This window comes from Amaricoccus sp. W119 (genome assembly GCF_047275745.1).
Lineage (GTDB): Bacteria > Pseudomonadota > Alphaproteobacteria > Rhodobacterales > Rhodobacteraceae > Amaricoccus.
Genome location: NZ_JBKQWU010000024.1, coordinates 1 through 16,939, shown reverse-complemented (window position 1 = coordinate 16,939; position 16,939 = coordinate 1). Strand labels below are relative to the sequence as shown.

Below are 16,939 nucleotides of genomic sequence, written 5' to 3'. Positions count from 1 at the left end.
GAGGCCGACGCATGTCTGACCGTCCCTCCCGCCTGTTCCACAACCTCAGTGCCAAGATCGCCTCCATCCCCATGGCGCTCACCGCCGTTGTCGTCTTCCTCGGCGGCAGTGTCTGGACGATCGTCTATTCGTTCACCGATTCGAAACTGCTGCCCCGCGAGCGATGGGTCGGCTTCGACCAGTACGAGCGGCTCTGGGGCACGAACCGCTGGATGGTCTCGATCGAGAATCTCGCGATCTACGGCATCCTGTCGCTCATATTCAGCCTCGTCATCGGTTTCGTCCTCGCCGCGCTGATGGATCAGAAGATCCGCTTCGAGGACACGTTCCGGACGATCTTCCTCTATCCCTTCGCGCTCTCCTTCATCGTGACCGGGCTCGTCTGGCAGTGGCTCCTGAACCCGGACTTCGGATTTCAGAGCGTCATCCGGGCGATCGGCTTCGAGAGCTTCGCCTTCGACCCGCTCTACAATGCGAGTTTCGCGATCTACGGAATCCTCTTCGCGGGTCTCTGGCAAGGCACCGGGCTCGTGATGTGCCTGATGCTCGCCGGATTGCGCGGCATCGACGAGGATATCTGGAAGGCGTCGCGGGTGGACGGCATCCCGGCCTGGAAGACCTATCTCTTCATCGTCATCCCGATGATGCGGCCGGTCTTCATCACCACGCTCGTCATCATCACCGCGGGCATCGTCAAGCTCTACGACCTCGTCGTGGCGCAGACCGGCGGCGGTCCGGGCATCGCGACCGAGGTTCCGGCCAAATACGTCTACGACATGATGTTCCTCGCGCAGAACCTCGGGCAGGGCTTCGCGGCCTCGACGATGATGCTGCTCTGTGTCGCGATCATCCTGATCCCCTGGGCCTATCTGGAATTCGGAGGAAAGCGCCGTGGCTGACGTGACGATCGACTCCTCGGCGAGCATCCCCGCCCCCGCCAATATTCCCCGGGCGCCCAGCCGCATCGTCGACGGCCCCCGCGGGGCGCGGCCGACCCGGGCGCTCTCCCGCCGCAACATCATCATCTACGGCACGCTCATCGTCGCGGCGCTCTATTACCTGCTGCCGCTCTACGTGATGGTCGTCACCTCTCTGAAGGGCATGCCCGAGATCCGGGTCGGCAACATCTTCGCGCCGCCCCTGGAGATCACCTTCCAGCCCTGGGTCAAGGCCTGGGCCGAAGCCTGCACCGGGCTCAATTGCGACGGGCTCTCCCGCGGCTTCTGGAACTCGGTCAGGATCATGGTCCCCTCGGTGATCCTCTCGATCGTGATCGCCTCGCTCAACGGCTACGCGCTCGCGAACTGGAAGTTCAAGGGCGCGGATGTCTTCTTCACCATCCTGATCATCGGCGCCTTCATCCCCTATCAGGTCATGCTCTATCCGATCGTGATCCTTCTGCGGGAGATCGGGCTCTACGGATCGCTGACCGGGCTCGTCCTCGTCCACACGATCTTCGGGATGCCGATCCTGACGCTCCTGTTCCGCAACTACTTCTCGTCGGTGCCGGAAGAACTGTTCAAGGCGGCGCGCGTCGATGGCGCGGGCTTCTGGGGCATCTATTTCCGCATCATGCTGCCGATGTCACTGCCGATCTTCGTCGTGGCGATGATCCTGCAGGTGACGGGCATCTGGAACGACTTCCTCTTCGGCGTCGTCTACACGCGGCCCGAGAATTATCCGATGACGGTCCAGCTCAACAACATCGTCAATTCGGTGCAGGGCGTGAAGGAATACAACGTCAACATGGCGGCGACCCTGCTGACCGGCCTGGTCCCGCTCGTCATCTACTTCATCTCCGGGAAACTCTTCGTGCGCGGCATCGCCGCCGGCGCGGTCAAGGGCTGAGGGCATCGCATGGAACCGAGCATCTCGATCCGAAATCTCAAGCTCAGCTTCGGCGCGGTGGACGTGCTGAAGGACCTGAACCTCGACATCGGCCAGGGCGAGTTCCTCGTCCTGCTGGGGTCCTCCGGCTGCGGGAAATCCACGCTCCTGAACTGCATCGCGGGCCTGCTCGAGATCACCGACGGGCAGATCTTCATCGGCGGGCGCAACGTCACCTGGGAGGAGCCGAGCAAGCGGGGCATCGGCATGGTGTTCCAGAGCTACGCGCTCTACCCGCAGATGACGGTCGAGGGGAACCTGACCTTCGGCCTCAAGAACGCCGGGGTCCCCAAGGCCGAGATCGACGAGCGCGTCGCCCGCGCCGCGCGCATCCTGCAGATCGAACCGCTGCTGAAGCGCAAGCCGGCCGCGCTCTCCGGTGGCCAGCGCCAGCGCGTCGCGATCGGCCGGGCGCTGGTGCGCGATGTCGATGTCTTCCTCTTCGACGAGCCGCTCTCGAACCTCGACGCCAAGCTGCGCGCCGATCTCCGGGTCGAGATCAAGCAGCTGCACAAGACGCTCGACAACACGATGATCTACGTCACCCACGATCAGGTCGAGGCGATGACGCTGGCCGACCGCATCGCCATCATGCGCGGCGGGCTGATCCTGCAACTCGGCTCGCCGGACGAGATCTACAACCGCCCGGCGAACAAATACGTGGCGGAGTTCATCGGCTCGCCCTCGATGAACTTCATCGAAGGCACGCTCGACGCGAACGGCTTCTCCGCCCCCGACATGACCTTCGCCATGGACGGCTACCAGTTCGCGGGCGACCGGCGCGGCGATGGCCCGGCCTGGTTCGGCGTCCGGCCCGAGCATATCGTGAGCGGCCCCGCGGCGGCGGACGCCCCGGTTCGGCTGAACGCGCGGGCGGAACTCATCGAGCCGCTCGGCTCCGACACGCTCGTGCGCGCCCGTCTCGGCGACCGCAAGGTCTGGCTGCGGATGGATGGCCAGAGCCCGGTGCGGGACGGCGACGATCTCCCGATCGGCTTCGACCCCTCCCGCGCCTCGCTTTTCGGCAAGGACAGCGAGCAGCGTCTGTGACCTCACCCGCGCGGGCGCGAGCTCACGCGGGCACAAGCTCAAGAAGATACCTCATCAAGGGAATGAATGACATGGACCTCTCCTTCCAGCTCTACTCCGCCCGCGACTTCACACCATGGAAGGACGTGGTGCACTGGCTGGCCGAAGTGGGATACAATCAGGTCGAGGGCTTCGGCGGTGTCTACGAGGACCCGGCCGACTTCCGCGCCACGCTGGACCGGGCGGGATTGACGATGCCCTCGGGTCACTTCTCCATCGACATGCTGGAGAACGACCTCGCCGGCGCGCTCGGAATCGCGAAGACATTCGGGATCGAACGGGTCTACTGCCCCTACATCGCCCCCGACGCGCGCCCGTCCGACAGCGCCGGATGGACCGATTTCGCCAGGCGGCTCGCCGCCGTGGGCGAGAAGGTCCGGGGCGAGGGCTACCGTTTCGGCTGGCACAACCATGACTTCGAGTTCAAGGCTCTGCCCGACGGCAAGCTTCCGATGCAGATCATCCTCGACGAGGCGCCGGAGAACGGCTGGGAGGCTGACATCGCCTGGATCGCGCGGGGCGGCGCCGATCCGATGGACTGGATCTCGCGTCACGGCGACCGGATCACGGCGGCGCATGTGAAGGACATCGCGCCCCAGGGCGAGAAGACGGACGAGGACGGCTGGGCCGATGTCGGCCATGGCACGCTGCCCTGGGCCGAGCTGATGCCCGCGCTGCGCGAGGCCGGCTGCGACCTCTTCGTCGTGGAGCATGACAAGCCGGCGGATTTCCAGCGCTTCGCACGGCAGTCGATCGAGAGCATCAAGGGATACTGAAGGACGGACGGCGACTATGGAAAAGACCCTTGGGATCGGCGTCATCGGCGCCGGCAACATCTCGTCCGCCTACATGCGGCTCGCCCCGCTCTTCAAGGGTATCGAGATGCGCGCGGTGGCGGACCTGAACGCCGAGACCGCCAAGGCCCGGGCCAGCGAGTTCGGCCTGCGCGCGGATACCGTCGAAGAGTTGCTGGCGGCGGATGACATCGACATCGTCGTGAACCTGACCATCCCGGCGGCGCATTTCGAAGTCTCGAAGCGCATTCTGGAAGCCGGCAAGCACGTCTATTCCGAGAAGCCCTACGTGCTCTCGCTGGAGGAAGGGCAGGAGCTTTCGCGGATCGCCGAGGCCAGGGGCCTTCGGATCGGATCGGCGCCCGACACCTTCCTCGGCGGCACGCATCAGCTCGCGCGCCATTTCATCGACGAGGGGACGGTCGGCCGGATCTTCTCGGGCACCTGCTTCGTCCAGAGCCCGGGGATGGAGATGTGGCATCCCAACCCGGACTTCTTCTTCCAGCCGGGCGGCGGCCCGGTGCTCGACCTCGGCCCCTATTACATCTCGGATCTGGTCCAGCTTCTCGGCCCGGTGAAACGGGTGGCCGCGATCAGCGGCAAGGCGCGGGAAACGCGGATCATCACCTCCGAACCCCGCAATGGCGAGGAGATCCCGGTCAAGACACCCACGACCTTCCACGCCATCATGCAGTTCGAGAGCGGCGCCCAGATCGCCTACATCACGAGCTGGGACGTCTGGCACCACGGGCACAACAACATCGAGCTCTACGGCGCCGAGGGCACGATCTACATCCCCGACCCGAACTTCTTCGGCGGTGAGCTCCGCATGACGCGGCGCGGCAGTTTCGCCACGGCGGGGCTCGCCTGGGATCACCCGTTCCTGAGCGACAACGACAAGGGCCGCGCGAACTACCGCGCCGCGGGCCTCGCCGACATGGCGATCGCCATCGCCGAAGGACGGCCGCACCGGTGCAACGACAGCTTCGCGCTGCATGTGGTCGATGTGATGATGTCGATCCTGCGTTCGGGCGAAACGGGCGAGTTCGTCGAGATCACCACCACCTGCGAACGCCCCGCCGCGCTCGGCCCCGAGGAGGCCCGCGCCCTGCTCGCCTGAGCCCTCCGCCCGGCCGTCCCCGCCCCACCGGCCGGACCTTCAAGGACACGAAAGAGGAGACCCCGGCATGCCCGCCACCATCAAGGGCCCGGCCCTGTTCCTGGCCCAGTTCGCCGACGACGCGGCCCCGTTCAACTCTCTGGCGGAGATCACGAAATGGGCCGCCGGCCTCGGCTACAAGGGGGTGCAGATCCCGACCTTCGACGGCCGGCTGTTCGATCTCGACCGCGCCGCCGGGAGCCAGGACTATTGCGACGAAGTCAAGGGCATCTGCGCCGAGGCGGGTGTCGAGATCACCGAGCTTTCGACGCATCTGCAAGGCCAGCTCATCGCCGTGAACCCGGCCTATGACCCCGCCTTCGACGCCTTCGCCCCGGAGGCGGTGCACGGCGACCCGAAGGCGCGCACGGAATGGGCGGTGGATCAGGTCAAGAAGGCCGCGAAGGCGAGCCGCCGGCTCGGCCTCGATACCACGGTCAGCTTCACCGGCTCGCTCGCCTTCCCCTATCTCTATCCCTGGCCGCAACGCCCGCCCGGGCTGATCGAGGAGGCCTTCGCCGAGCTTGCCCGCCGCTGGAGGCCGATCCTCGATACCTACGAGGAGGAAGGCGTCGATATCGGCTACGAGATCCATCCGGGCGAGGATGTGTTCGACGGCGCGACCTTCGAGATGTTCGTGGACGCGCTCGACGGGCATCCGCGCGCGCGTATCAACTACGATCCGTCGCATTTCCTGCTGCAGCAGATGGACTATCTCGCTTTCATCGACCTCTATCACGAGCGGATCTGCGCCTTTCACGTGAAGGACGCGGAGTTCAACCCCGACGGGCGGCAGGGCGTCTATTCCGGCTACCAGCCCTGGCTCTCGCGTGCCGGGCGCTTCCGGAGCCTCGGCGATGGTCAGGTCGATTTCTCGGGCATCTTCTCGAAGCTTTCCCAGTACGGCTACGACAGCTGGGCGGTGCTCGAATGGGAATGCTGCCTGAAATCGCCCGGGCAGGGCGCCGCGGAGGGCGCGCCCTTCATCGCGCAACATATCATCGAGGTGACGGAGAAGGCCTTCGACGACTTCGCGGGCGGCGAAACGGATCAGGCAAAGATCGACAAGATGCTGGGATTGGATCGATGACTGCGAAACTGAGGCTCGGAATGGTCGGCGGCGGCCAGGGCGCCTTCATCGGCGGCGTCCATCGCATCGCGGCGCGGATCGATGGCGAATGGGATCTGGTCGCGGGCGCCCTCAGTTCCAACCCGGAGCGCGCCCGCGCCTCGGCCGCGGAACTCGGGATCGCCGAGGACCGCGCCTATTCCGATTTCAACGAGATGGCTCGGGCCGAGGCGGCGCGCGAGGACGGCATCGACGCGGTCGCGATCGTGACGCCCAACCACATGCACGCGGCCCCCGCGATCGCCTTCCTGAACGCGGGCATCAACGTGATCTGCGACAAGCCGCTCGCCGCGACCACCGAGGACGCCGAGGCGGTCGCCGCGGCGGTGAAGGCGAGCGGCAGGCATTTCATCCTGACCCACAATTACACCGGCTATCCGCTGACCCGGCAGGCGCGCGAGATGATCGCCGCCGGCGACATCGGCGCCGTGCGGGTGGTGCAGGTCGAATACGCACAGGACTGGCTGACCGAGGAGGTCCACAACAAGCAGGCCGACTGGCGGACCGATCCGGCGAAATCCGGTGGCGGCGGCGCGGTCGGCGATATCGGCACCCATGCCTACAACCTCGCCTGTTTCGTCACCGGGCTGAAGGCGAATGCGCTGGCGGCCGATCTCACCGCTTTCGTCGAGGGGCGGCGGCTCGATGACAATGTGAACGTGATGCTGCGCTTCGAGGGTGGTGCCAAGGGGATGCTCTGGGCGAGCCAGGTGGCCGTCGGCAACGAGAACGCCCTGCGCCTCAGGGTTTACGGGAGCAAGGGCGGGCTAGAATGGGATCAGGAGACGCCCAATGTCCTGCGGTTCACGCCGTTCGGCGAGCCACCGCGGCTCCTGACCCGGGGCGGCGCGGGGGGGACGGCGGATGGTCAGGCCAACTTGCGGACCCCGGGCGGCCATCCCGAAGGCTATCTCGAAGCCTTCGCCACGATCTATGCCAACGCCGCGGCCATCATCCGGGACGGGAGCCGCGCGGGGGCGCCGCTGCCCGGCATCGAGGACGGGCTGAGCGGGATGCGCTTCATCGCGGCTTGTATCGAATCCTCGGGCAACGACAGCGCCTGGACCAGGCTCTGACCGCGACGCCGCGCCTCCCGCCTCACCCGGCGGAGGGCGTCCCGTCTCCCGCCTGATCCGCCGGCGCTGCATCCTTTGATTGGCGGTACTCCCGCCCGACGGCCGCCAGACCGGCCATCGAAAAACCGTGAAGGTGCCTCACCAGGACCTCGCGCGGCATGTCGATGAAATCCTCGCCGAGGATCGACAGGCTCCGTCCGGCGACGACGAGCATCGCGCAGGGCGCCGCCACGCTGATGAAACAGCGAAAGAGCGCGGGATCGCCCGGCGGTATCCCGGTGATCTCGCTCAGAACCCCGAGCACGATCGCGAGCTTTGGCGGCAGTTCGGTTTCCCGCAGCACGCGGATATGGACCGAGGGCAGCAGCAGTTCGCGCCCCAGCACCCGCGCGGGCCAGCCCTCATGGCTCGTCGCAGCCTCCACGAGACCCGAGATGATCCGCCTGAGCTTGTCCTCCGGCGGCTCGTCGAGGGCGGCGATGCGCCTCAGCGTATCGACGCTGATCAGTTCGCGGTGCGCCTCGGCCAGCACCGCCTCGTAGAGCCCGCCCCGACTGCCGAAATGATAGTTGATCGAGGCGAGGTCGGCCCCGGCCTCGGCGGCGATCGCCTTGCTCGTCGTATCGGCGAAACCCGAGGCGGCGATGAGACGACCCGCCGCTTCCAGGATGCGGCCGCGCGTCGCTTCTCCATCGGCGCGGACCGGGCGTGGTGCTTTGCTCATGGTTCTCCGGGGCAAGGCTTCATTTCTGGGTAGACATTAAACGAAATTTAGTCTAAAAGCAATTTAATCTAAACGCCCCGCCCCTCACCATCCCGATGGACTCCGAGAATGAAGCGCATCCTCGTCCTGGCCATTCTGATCCTCGCCGCCGCCTCCGGCTGGTACTGGTGGCAGTCGCGCGAGGAGGTGTCCTCCGGCGAGCTGGAACTTCTCGGCAATGTCGACATCCGGCAGATCTCCCTCGCCTTCGACGGCACCGGCCGCGTGCTCGACCTGCGTGTCGAGGAAGGCGACCGGGTGAGGGCGGGCCAGGTCCTCGGCCGCGTCGACACGCGGACGCTCGAACTTCAGGCCGCCGAGGCCGAGGCGCGGGCGGAGGCCCAGCGGCAGGCGCTGCGCGCGCTGCGCGAGGGCTCGCGGCCGGAGGAGATCGACGCGGCCCGCGCGCAGCTCGCCGCCGCCGAGGCCGGAGCCCGGCGCGCGGATCTCGATCTGACCCGCGCCACGCGCCTGCTCGAAACCACGAGCAGCGCGATCAGCCAGCAGAGCGTCGATCTGGCACGCAGCGAAGCCGACACCGCGCGGGCCAGCGTCGATCAGATGCGCGCCACGCTCCGTCTCGCCGAGGCTGGACCGAGGGCCGAGGACATCGCGGGCGCCGCGGCGGAGCTCAAAGCGGCGGAGGCGGCGCTCGCGCTGCTGCGCCACCAGATCGCCGAGGGAGAGCTCCGCGCGCCCACCGATGCCATCGTGCGCTCGCGCCTGCTGGAGCCGGGCGACATGGCGAGCCCCGGATCGCCGGCTCTCGCGCTCGCGCTCACCTCGCCGAAATGGGCGCGGGTCTATGTGAACGAACCGGATCTCGGCCGGGTCCGGACCGGGATGCGGGCTCAGGTCTTCACCGACAGCGCGCCAGAGCAACCGGTCGAGGGCACGGTCGGCTATATCTCCTCCGTCGCCGAGTTCACGCCGAAATCCGTGCAGACGGAGGAACTGCGTACCAGCCTCGTCTATGAGGTGCGGGTCGTGGTCGAGGACGCGGGCGATGCGCTCCGCCTCGGCCAGCCCGTCACCGTGCGACTGCCCGTCGAGGCGCCGCCGTCATGAACGAGACCGGACGCTCCCCGGGACGCTCCCCCGAAGGCGTCCCCGAATTCACCGTTGTCGCCGAGTCGCTGCGCCGGACATTCGAGGCTCCCGGCGGCGGCACGCTCGCCGCCGTGGACGATGTCTCGATGACGGCCCGCGAAGGTGAGTTGACGGCGCTGGTCGGCCCGGACGGGGCCGGCAAGACCACGCTCATCCGCATGATGGCGAGCCTCCTGAAGCCGGATTCCGGATCGCTGAGCGTGCTTGGGCTGAATGTCCTCACCGATCCCCAGGCCGCGCAGGACCGCGTCAGCTACATGCCGCAGCGGTTCGGGCTCTACGAGGACCTGAGCGTTCAGGAGAACCTCGACCTCTACGCCGACCTCCACGGCGTCCCGGCGGAAGCCCGCCGGAAGCGGTTCGGGCGGCTGCTCGACATGACCGATCTCGCGCGCTTCACGGCGCGGCCGGCGGGCAAGCTTTCGGGCGGCATGAAGCAGAAGCTCGGCCTCGCCTGCGCGCTGGTGCGATCGCCCGAACTCCTGCTCCTCGACGAGCCGAGCGTCGGCGTCGATCCGCTCTCCCGCCGCGACCTCTGGGAGATCGTGCTCGACCTCGTCGCGGCGGAGCGGCTCAGCGTGATCGTCAGCACCGCCTACATGGACGAGGCGGAGCGCTGCGCGCGGGTCTTCGTCATGGACAAGGGCCGCCTGCTCGCGGAAGGCAGTCCCGAAAGCCTGACGGCGCGGGCCCGGGGGCTCACCTTCGCCGCGGCGCCGCCCGAGGGAACGCCCGCGCGGGAGCTTCAGGCCAGGCTGATCGACGCGCCCGGCCTCATCACCGACGCAGTGCCGAAGGGCGGCGCGGTCCGCTTCATCCGGCAGCCGGGCGCGGACGAGGCCGCGCTTCGCGCCCTTATCGGCGATGCGACGGTGGAGCCCCGACCGGAGGAGCTCGAAGACGCGTTCATGATGCTGCTGCGCCGCGACGCGTCGGCGGCGCCGCGGCGCCCCGCCGCGCCCGCGACCATCCGGCGAAAGCCCGCCGGCGGCGGGCCGATCATCACCGTGCGTGATCTCACGCGAAAGTTCGGCGACTTCACCGCCGTCGCCAGCACCTCCTTCGACGTCTCGCCCGGCGAGATCTTCGGCCTGCTCGGGCCGAACGGGGCCGGGAAGACGACGACCTTCCGGATGCTCTGCGGACTCCTGCCAGCCACGAGCGGCAAGCTCGAAGTGGCCGGCCGCGACCTCAGGACCGCGCGCGCCGAGGCGCGGGGCCGCATCGGCTATGTCGCACAGAAATTCGCGCTCTACGGCGATCTCACGGTGCGGGAGAACCTGCGGTTCTTCGGCGGCGCCTACGGGCTGCGCGGCGGGGCCTTGCGCGCACGCGTCGCGGCGTCGCTCGAAGAGTTCGATCTCGATCCCCTGGCGCGGAGCGGCCTGCTGCCCGCCGGATACAAGCAGCGCCTCGCCATGGCGACGGGCCTGCTGCACGAGCCCGACATCCTCTTCCTCGACGAACCGACGAGCGGCATCGACCCTGTCGCGCGGCGCGGCTTCTGGCGGACGATCACCGCGCTGGCCAGAGACGGGGTGACGGTGATCGTCACCACGCATTTCATGGAGGAAGCCGAATACTGCGACCGGATCGCGATCCAGGACGCGGGCCGGATGCTGGCGCTCGGGACGCCGCGGGAGGTTCGCGAGCGCGCGGGGGGCGCGGCGCTCGACATGAACGGCGCCTTCATCGCCATCGTCGAGCGAAGCCGCGCCGAACGCGAACGCGAAGGAGCGGCGGCGTGAGCGGCCCGGCCTTCCTGACGCGCCTGGTCGCGCTCACACGGAAGGAGACGCGGCAGATGCTGCGCGACAGGGGCAACCTGATCGTCGGCCTCCTCCTCCCGGTCACGCTGATCCTCCTCTTCGGCTACGGAATTTCCTTCGACGTGAAGGGGGGCCGGGTCGCCGTGGTCCTGGAGGACAGTTCGCCTACCGCGCAGGATCTGGTGGCGGGGCTCCGGGGTTCGCGCTATCTGGCGCCGGTCCGGGTCCCGAGCTTCGCCGAGGCCGAACGGATGATGCGCGCGGGCGAAGCCGACGCGATCCTGCGCGTGCCGATCGACTTCTCCCGGCGCCTCGCCGCCGGGGAGGGACGCGTGCAACTGGTGCTGAACGGCGTCGATTCCAACACCGCATCGACCATCGAGGGCTACGTCCGCGGCGCGCTGACGCTCCGGGCCCAACATGCCGCCGACCGCGCGGGCGGCGTGGCAGGCGGCGGTGTCGTCATCGCGCAACGCATGTGGTTCAACGAGGCGGGCGACAGCACCTGGTTTCTCGTGCCCGGTCTCATCGTCCTGGTGATGACGCTGATCGGGGCGTTCCTGACCTCGCTCCTGATCGCGCGGGAATGGGAGCGCGGCACGCTCGAATCGCTGTTCGTCACCCCGGTCCGGCCGCTCGAACTCATCCTCGCCAAGCTCGCCCCATATCTCGTGATCGGCGCCATCGACCTCGCGCTCTGTCTGATCGCGGCGAAGTGGCTGTTCGAGGTGCCGATGCGGGGGTCGCTCCCGATCATCATCGGCTCCTCCCTGCTCTACCTCCTCGTGTCGCTCGCGCTCGGGCTCTTGATCTCGGGCATCACGCGCAGCCAGTTCGCGGCCAGCCAGGTCGCGCTGCTCACCAGCTTCATGCCGGCGATGATGCTCTCGGGCTTCGTCTTCGACACGCGCAACATGCCGATCGTGGTGCGGGCGATCAGCCAGCTCCTGCCGGCGACGCATTTCATGGGCCTCATCAAGACGCTCTTCATGGCCGGCGACTATTGGCCGGCGATCCTGCGCGACTGCGCGATCCTGACGCTCTACGCCGTGGTGCTGATCGCGCTCGCGCACCGTTGCGCGCGCAAGAGTCTGGACTGACGATGGGCGCGCTGATCGGCTATCTCGCGATGATCGGATCGCTCATCCACAAGGAAATGCTGGCGATCCTCAAGGACCCGTCGAGCCGGGCGCTGCTCTTCGCACCCGCGCTGATGCAATCGCTGCTGTTCGGCTACGGCGCGACCTATGACCTGACGCATGCCCCCTACGCCGCGCTCGACCAGAGCCGGGGCGCCGCCGCCACCGAACTCCTGTCGCGGCTCGATGGCACCGGGGTCTTCGAGCGGATCGCGACCCTCGACTCGCCGGCCCGGATCGCCGGGGTCATCGACAGCGGCGCGGCGCTCTTCGTCGTGGTCTTCCCCGCCGATTTCGAGGCCCGTCTCGCCGCGGGCACCGAGGCGCCGCTGCAGCTCATCCTCGACGGCCGCAACTCCGCGACGGCGGGGCTTGCCTCGGCCTATGTCGGCGCCATCGTGACCAGTTACAACGAGTCCCTCGGCCTCGCGGCACCGATCGAGATCGAACGTCGCGCCTGGTTCAATCCGAACCTGGAATCGCGCTGGAACCTGCTCCCGGCGCTGATCGCGGCGCTCAGCATGTTGCAGACGCTGATGCTCTCGGCCCTGTCGGTGGCGCGCGAGCGCGAGCAGGGCACCTTCGACCAGCTTCTGGTCACGCCGCTCACGCCGACGCAGATCCTGATAGGGAAGGCTCTGCCGGCGATGCTGGTCGGCATGATCCAGTCGACGATCATCTTCCTCATCATCCTGTTCTGGTTCCAGATCCCGCTCATGGGCTCGGTCTGGCTGCTCTACCTCGGGCTCTTCATGTTCACGGGCGCCTCGGTCGGGATCGGCCTCTCCATCTCGGCGATCGCGCTCTCGATGCAGCAGGCGATGCTCTATACCTTCATGGTGGTGATGCCGCTCATGCTGCTCTCGGGGCTGCTCACGCCGGTCGGGAACATGCCCTGGCTCCTCCAGACCCTCACCTATGCGAACCCGCTCCGGTTCGGCGTCGATCTGGTGCGCCGCGTCTATCTGGAGGGCGCGGGGTTGAGGGATGTCGCCTTCGACTTCGCGCCGCTGATCGCGATCGCCGCCATCACCCTGCCGCTCGCGGCCTGGCTGTTCCGCAACCGGCTGGCCTGACGCTCGCGCCGAGGGCGAGCGGGACCCCCCCTCCGCCTTTCCGGAGGCGGGCCCCGGCCAGCGTGAGCGCGATAATATTTCATTTAATATCATGATATTACCTGAGATACGCGGGCGAAATTCCCGATCCCGCGTCGCCAAGGGTTGCCGCGTTGGCAAAATTCTATAATCTCTATCATGTTAGTCGTAATTCATGAATCGAGGCAGACATGGCACGCAACATCGTAGGGCTCGCCGGCAGCATCAACCGTCCATCCCGCACCACGGTTCTCGTCGAAGCCGCGGTCGAGCGCGCGGCCGAGCGGTTCGGACGGAACCCCGTCGTCATCGAACTCGCCGCCATCGCGGGCTCTCTCGGCAGCGCGACGCGGATCTCCGAGCTTGATCCGACCGCCACCGCGGCGATCGAGCTTCTGGTGGAGGCCGACGCCCTGGTCGTCGCGAGTCCGGTGCACAAGGGTGGCTACGGCGGTCTCTTCAAGCATCTGTTCGATCTGCTCGACCCTTTCGCGCTGACCGGCAAGCCCGTCCTGCTCGGCGCGACCGGCGGCGGGACGCGTCACGCGCTGGTGATCGACCACCAGCTGCGCCCGCTGCTCGGCTTCTTCGAGGCGCAGACGCTGGCGACCGGGGTCTATGCGACCGACGCGGATTTCCAGGAGGGGCGGATCGTCTCGGTGGCGCTCCACGACCGGCTCGACCGGGCGGTGGGTCAGTTCTCGCCCTTCCTCACGCCGCTCCATTCCGGGTTGGCGGAACGCAACCGCGCCCTCGCCGCCGTGGCGCTCTGACCGGGCCCCGGGAGCTTCGCGCGGACCCGGCGCCACCATCCAGGAGCGAGTGACCCAAGAAGACCAACAAGAACGGAGTGAGCAGGCATGAGCGCTGGCATGAGCACAGGCTTCGGCACGGGCGCGATCCATGAGCACCGCGGCCGCGGCCGGCCGGTCGTGGCGATCATCGGCGGGGGTTTCTCGGGCGCCGCGACCGCCTTTCACCTCGCGCGCGCGCTGCCGCCCGGCGACGCCGACATCATCGTCGTGGAGCCGCGCCCGATCCTCGGCAGGGGCCTCGCCTATGGCACGGAGAACCCCGTGCACCGCGTCAACGTACCGGCCGCGAAGATGTCGCTGGTTGGCGACAGGCTCGATCATTTCCAGAACTGGCTCGCCACCGAGCGGATCTGCATGTCCCCGGGCACCCTGAGCCGGCGCGGCGACCATTTCCCCGAGCGCCGGATCTTCGGCCAGTATGTCGCGGCCCAGCTCGCGCCGCTGCTCGCGGCGGGTGTCATTCGCCACAAGCGCGGCTCGGCGACGGCGGCGCGGAGCCTGGGCGCGCGCTTTCGCATCGCGCTCTCCGATGAAACCGAGCTCGAAGCCGATGTGATCGTGCTCGCGATCACCCATCCGGACCCGGCGATCCCCTGGGCGTTGCGCGGGCTCGTCGGATCAGACCGGCTGATCGCCTCGCCCTACGACAACGCCCGGATCGCCGCGATCGACCCGCGGGACCGGATTCTGGTCGTCGGGGCGGGACTCACCTCCGCCGATGTGATCGCGACCCTCGACGCGCAGGGCGCGCGGGGGTGCGTCACCGCCCTGTCGCGGCACGGGTTGCGCCCGCGCGGCCACGGCGCCCGCGCTCGCTCCGGGGCGGATTTCGCCCGCACACCCGAACGGACCGCCATCGGGCTGCTCCGGCGCATCCGCGCGGCCGTGGCCGCCGACGCGGCCGACGGGGCGAGCTGGCACGCCACGCTCGACCGCGCGCGCGAACAGGGCGACGCCATCTGGCGGGCACTTCCCGCCGCCGAGCGCGGCCGCGTCGTCCGGCACCTGCGGCCGTTCTGGGACGCGCACCGGTTCCGGATCGCGCCTCAGGTCGAGACCGTGCTCAAAGCGCGGGAAGCCAGGGGCCTGCTCGACCATGTCGCCGGGCGGATCGTGGAAGCGCATGCCGAGGCGGGCGGGATCGCCGTCCGGTACCGCCCCCGGGGCGGCACCCGCGGCGTCGCGGAGAGGTTCGACACCGTGATCGTCACGACCGGCCCGGATCACGCCCATGTCGTCGAGACCGACCCGTTGCTGCGCTCGCTCGCCGCCGAGGGTCTGCTGGAAGCCGATCCGCTCGGCCTCGGGATCAGGGTTTCCGGCCGCTGTCGGGCCGTCGCGCAGGATGGAACGGCGTCGGAGACGGTGTTCGTGGCCGGCCCGCTCGCGCGCGGCGATGTCGGCGAACTGATGGGCGTTCCCGAGGTCGCCCGCCACGCCGAGCGCCTCGCCGGGCTCATTGCCCAGCGCCTGACCAGCCCGATGACGCCGACAGCGGAGACGACTCTCACGCGGCGCGGCGCGCGTCCGAAGCCCTGGAGCCGATGAGATTTCCGGGGCGGAAACGAGGCGGCGGGCCGGCTCGGCTTCCCGGGCGTCCTGCCGCCGGCGGGCCGGCGCTGCGAAGGCAGCTCGATCGCCGCGGCCGGTCTCGCCCCGGCGACGATCCGGCTGAAGTTCCTCGTGGCGCCGCGATGTCTTGATCGGCGGCGATCCGACCGCGCCGCTTTCGCCCGTGTCTGGTGGCCCCATGCGCCAACAGGCGGGAGCGGCCACTCCCGTCGAATTGCCAAGCGGCGGTCACGGACGAAAGAAACGGGTTCAAAAATCTCCGGAAAAATTAATATATCACTCGGCGATTCGGTCCGGGCCGGGCTAGTCGCTTGCCGGCGTCCTCGCAGCGCCGGCAGGGGAACACGGACGCTTCGCGCCGTGACCCGAGAACCCAAGATGGCGCCGGGGCGCTCCGCCCTGGCGACGATCCGAACCTGAAGATCCGCCGAGGAAGGACCCGTTCCCGCAATGAAGCCCGATGTCATCGTCGCCTATCCGCTGCGTCCCCGCCACATGGAGATCCTCGAGGACACCTACACGCTCCACCGGCTCGACCTGGCACAGGGGGCGGAACGCGACGCCGTGCTCGACGCGGCCGGAGGGATCGCGTCGGCGATGGTGGTGAACGGCCATGTCACCGTGGACAAGGCGCTCCTCGACCGCCTGCCCGCGCTCAGGCTCGCCGCCTGCTCCTCCGCCGGTTTCGACCTGATGGATGTGGAGGAAATGACCCGGCGCGGGGTCGCGCTGACCAACACCGCGCCGGCGCTGGTCGATGATGTCGCCGACATGGGGCTCCTGCTCACGCTGGCGACGCGCCGGCGCCTGATCGAAGCGGATGCCTATGTGCGTTCGGGCGACTGGGGGCGGAAGGGCATGTTCCCGCTCACCACCTCGGCGGCGGGCAAGCGCGCAGGTATCGTCGGCCTCGGCAACCTCGGATCGGCGGTGGCCAGGCGTTACGAGGCGCTCGGGCTCGAGATCGGCTACAGCGGCCGCCGGCCGAAGCCCGGCGTCGGCTATCGCTACTTCCCCGACCCTGTGAGCCTCGCGGAATGGGCCGACATCCTGCTCGTGGCGACCCCGGGCGGGCCGGAGACGGAGGGGCTGATCTCGGCCGCGGTGCTGGAGGCGCTCGGCCCGGGCGGGAGCTTCATCAACATCGCGCGGGGGACAGTGGTCGACGAGGCCGCGCTGATCGATGCGCTGCGCGAGGGGCGGATCGCTTCCGCCGGGCTCGATGTCTACCTCAACGAGCCGGCGCCCGACCCGGCGCTGACGGCGCTCGACAATGTCGTGCTCTATCCGCATCACGCCAGCGGCACCGAGGAGACACGGGACCGGATGGCGCAGATGACGCTCGACAATCTCGCCGCCTTCTTCGCGGGCGAGCCGTTGCTCACGCGTGTGAACTGACGCGCGCACGGACCTCAAGAGGAAACAGGCCTCAGAGCCGGACTCGAAACTCTACGCGCCGTGCCAATACCTTGCGAGGCGCCTGGTCAGGACGCGGATATGGGCGATGAATATCCACGCCTCGGCGGAAGCGATGGATTTCTCC

The 16,939-nt window shown here is 68.3% G+C and carries 15 protein-coding genes; 14 read left to right on the top strand and 1 reads right to left on the bottom strand.

Annotated features, from left to right (window positions below; genetic code table 11):
* Positions 1 to 11: 11 nt before the first annotated feature.
* The 7 genes from ACLJK8_RS13190 (at position 12) to ACLJK8_RS13160 (ending at position 7,134) form a co-directional block, all read left to right on the top strand.
* On the top strand, positions 12 to 899 hold the full coding sequence (locus tag ACLJK8_RS13190) for a carbohydrate ABC transporter permease (RefSeq protein WP_413150743.1): 888 nt from the start codon (positions 12 to 14) through the stop codon (positions 897 to 899).
* 43 nt (positions 900 to 942) lie between these two features.
* Positions 943 to 1,848, top strand: coding sequence for a carbohydrate ABC transporter permease (locus ACLJK8_RS13185; protein ID WP_413150773.1), 906 nt, complete (start codon positions 943 to 945; stop codon positions 1,846 to 1,848).
* A gap of 9 nt (positions 1,849 to 1,857) precedes the next feature.
* Positions 1,858 to 2,937, top strand: a complete 1,080-nt coding sequence (locus ACLJK8_RS13180; RefSeq protein WP_413150742.1) for an ABC transporter ATP-binding protein — start codon at positions 1,858 to 1,860, stop codon at positions 2,935 to 2,937.
* Positions 2,938 to 3,008: 71 nt separating this feature from the next.
* Positions 3,009 to 3,752: a sugar phosphate isomerase/epimerase family protein gene (locus ACLJK8_RS13175; protein WP_413150741.1), complete on the top strand. Its 744-nt coding sequence runs from the start codon at positions 3,009 to 3,011 to the stop codon at positions 3,750 to 3,752.
* Between the two features lie 16 nt (positions 3,753 to 3,768).
* Positions 3,769 to 4,890 carry a Gfo/Idh/MocA family protein gene (locus tag ACLJK8_RS13170; protein WP_413150740.1) on the top strand — a complete coding sequence of 374 codons (1,122 nt, stop codon included), beginning with the start codon at positions 3,769 to 3,771 and terminating at the stop codon, positions 4,888 to 4,890.
* Positions 4,891 to 4,957: 67 nt separating this feature from the next.
* The gene (locus ACLJK8_RS13165; protein WP_413150739.1) at positions 4,958 to 6,019 is read left to right on the top strand and encodes a sugar phosphate isomerase/epimerase family protein; all 1,062 of its coding nucleotides are present in this window, start codon (positions 4,958 to 4,960) and stop codon (positions 6,017 to 6,019) included.
* Positions 6,016 to 7,134, top strand: a complete 1,119-nt coding sequence (locus tag ACLJK8_RS13160; protein WP_413150738.1) for a Gfo/Idh/MocA family protein — start codon at positions 6,016 to 6,018, stop codon at positions 7,132 to 7,134. The genes ACLJK8_RS13165 and ACLJK8_RS13160 overlap by 4 nt, the downstream gene beginning before the upstream one ends.
* Positions 7,135 to 7,156: 22 nt before the next feature.
* Here ACLJK8_RS13160 and ACLJK8_RS13155 read toward each other — a convergent pair whose 3' ends face one another.
* A complete protein-coding gene (locus ACLJK8_RS13155; protein ID WP_413150737.1) occupies positions 7,157 to 7,858 on the bottom strand; it encodes a TetR/AcrR family transcriptional regulator in 702 nt (233 codons plus the stop codon).
* A 108-nt stretch (positions 7,859 to 7,966) separates the two neighbouring features.
* Between ACLJK8_RS13155 and ACLJK8_RS13150 the strand changes: the two genes are divergently transcribed.
* The 7 genes from ACLJK8_RS13150 (at position 7,967) to ACLJK8_RS13120 (ending at position 16,794) form a co-directional block, all read left to right on the top strand.
* Complete coding sequence (locus ACLJK8_RS13150) at positions 7,967 to 8,965, top strand: HlyD family efflux transporter periplasmic adaptor subunit (RefSeq protein ID WP_413150736.1); 999 nt, start codon at positions 7,967 to 7,969, stop codon at positions 8,963 to 8,965.
* Positions 8,962 to 10,755, top strand: a complete 1,794-nt coding sequence (locus ACLJK8_RS13145) for an ATP-binding cassette domain-containing protein (protein ID WP_413150735.1) — start codon at positions 8,962 to 8,964, stop codon at positions 10,753 to 10,755. Before ACLJK8_RS13150 ends, ACLJK8_RS13145 begins: the two co-directional genes overlap by 4 nt.
* A complete protein-coding gene (locus ACLJK8_RS13140) occupies positions 10,752 to 11,876 on the top strand; it encodes an ABC transporter permease (protein ID WP_413150734.1) in 1,125 nt (374 codons plus the stop codon). The genes ACLJK8_RS13145 and ACLJK8_RS13140 overlap by 4 nt, the downstream gene beginning before the upstream one ends.
* 2 nt (positions 11,877 to 11,878) lie before the next feature.
* A complete protein-coding gene (locus ACLJK8_RS13135) occupies positions 11,879 to 12,991 on the top strand; it encodes an ABC transporter permease (RefSeq protein WP_413150733.1) in 1,113 nt (370 codons plus the stop codon).
* Positions 12,992 to 13,200: 209 nt separating this feature from the next.
* Positions 13,201 to 13,782: an FMN reductase gene (gene msuE / locus ACLJK8_RS13130; RefSeq protein WP_413150732.1), complete on the top strand. Its 582-nt coding sequence runs from the start codon at positions 13,201 to 13,203 to the stop codon at positions 13,780 to 13,782.
* Between the two features lie 87 nt (positions 13,783 to 13,869).
* Positions 13,870 to 15,372: an FAD/NAD(P)-binding protein gene (locus ACLJK8_RS13125; protein WP_413150731.1), complete on the top strand. Its 1,503-nt coding sequence runs from the start codon at positions 13,870 to 13,872 to the stop codon at positions 15,370 to 15,372.
* A gap of 474 nt (positions 15,373 to 15,846) precedes the next feature.
* Positions 15,847 to 16,794, top strand: coding sequence for a 2-hydroxyacid dehydrogenase (locus tag ACLJK8_RS13120; RefSeq protein ID WP_413150730.1), 948 nt, complete (start codon positions 15,847 to 15,849; stop codon positions 16,792 to 16,794).
* Positions 16,795 to 16,939 lie beyond the last annotated feature (145 nt).

What these genes read in the sequence shown, in the direction of transcription:
- ACLJK8_RS13175 (WP_413150741.1), top strand. Translation starts at nt 3,009, where the DNA reads ATGGACCTCTCCTTCCAGCTCTACTCCGCCCGCGACTTCACACCATGG.
- ACLJK8_RS13120 (WP_413150730.1), top strand. Translation starts at nt 15,847, where the DNA reads ATGAAGCCCGATGTCATCGTCGCCTATCCGCTGCGTCCCCGCCACATG.
- ACLJK8_RS13190 (WP_413150743.1), top strand. Translation starts at nt 12, where the DNA reads ATGTCTGACCGTCCCTCCCGCCTGTTCCACAACCTCAGTGCCAAGATC.
- ACLJK8_RS13180 (WP_413150742.1), top strand. Translation starts at nt 1,858, where the DNA reads ATGGAACCGAGCATCTCGATCCGAAATCTCAAGCTCAGCTTCGGCGCG.
- ACLJK8_RS13155 (WP_413150737.1), bottom strand. Translation starts at nt 7,858, where the DNA reads ATGAGCAAAGCACCACGCCCGGTCCGCGCCGATGGAGAAGCGACGCGC.
- ACLJK8_RS13135 (WP_413150733.1), top strand. Translation starts at nt 11,879, where the DNA reads ATGGGCGCGCTGATCGGCTATCTCGCGATGATCGGATCGCTCATCCAC.
- ACLJK8_RS13165 (WP_413150739.1), top strand. Translation starts at nt 4,958, where the DNA reads ATGCCCGCCACCATCAAGGGCCCGGCCCTGTTCCTGGCCCAGTTCGCC.
- ACLJK8_RS13125 (WP_413150731.1), top strand. Translation starts at nt 13,870, where the DNA reads ATGAGCGCTGGCATGAGCACAGGCTTCGGCACGGGCGCGATCCATGAG.
- msuE (WP_413150732.1), top strand. Translation starts at nt 13,201, where the DNA reads ATGGCACGCAACATCGTAGGGCTCGCCGGCAGCATCAACCGTCCATCC.
- ACLJK8_RS13170 (WP_413150740.1), top strand. Translation starts at nt 3,769, where the DNA reads ATGGAAAAGACCCTTGGGATCGGCGTCATCGGCGCCGGCAACATCTCG.
- ACLJK8_RS13145 (WP_413150735.1), top strand. Translation starts at nt 8,962, where the DNA reads ATGAACGAGACCGGACGCTCCCCGGGACGCTCCCCCGAAGGCGTCCCC.
- ACLJK8_RS13150 (WP_413150736.1), top strand. Translation starts at nt 7,967, where the DNA reads ATGAAGCGCATCCTCGTCCTGGCCATTCTGATCCTCGCCGCCGCCTCC.
- ACLJK8_RS13160 (WP_413150738.1), top strand. Translation starts at nt 6,016, where the DNA reads ATGACTGCGAAACTGAGGCTCGGAATGGTCGGCGGCGGCCAGGGCGCC.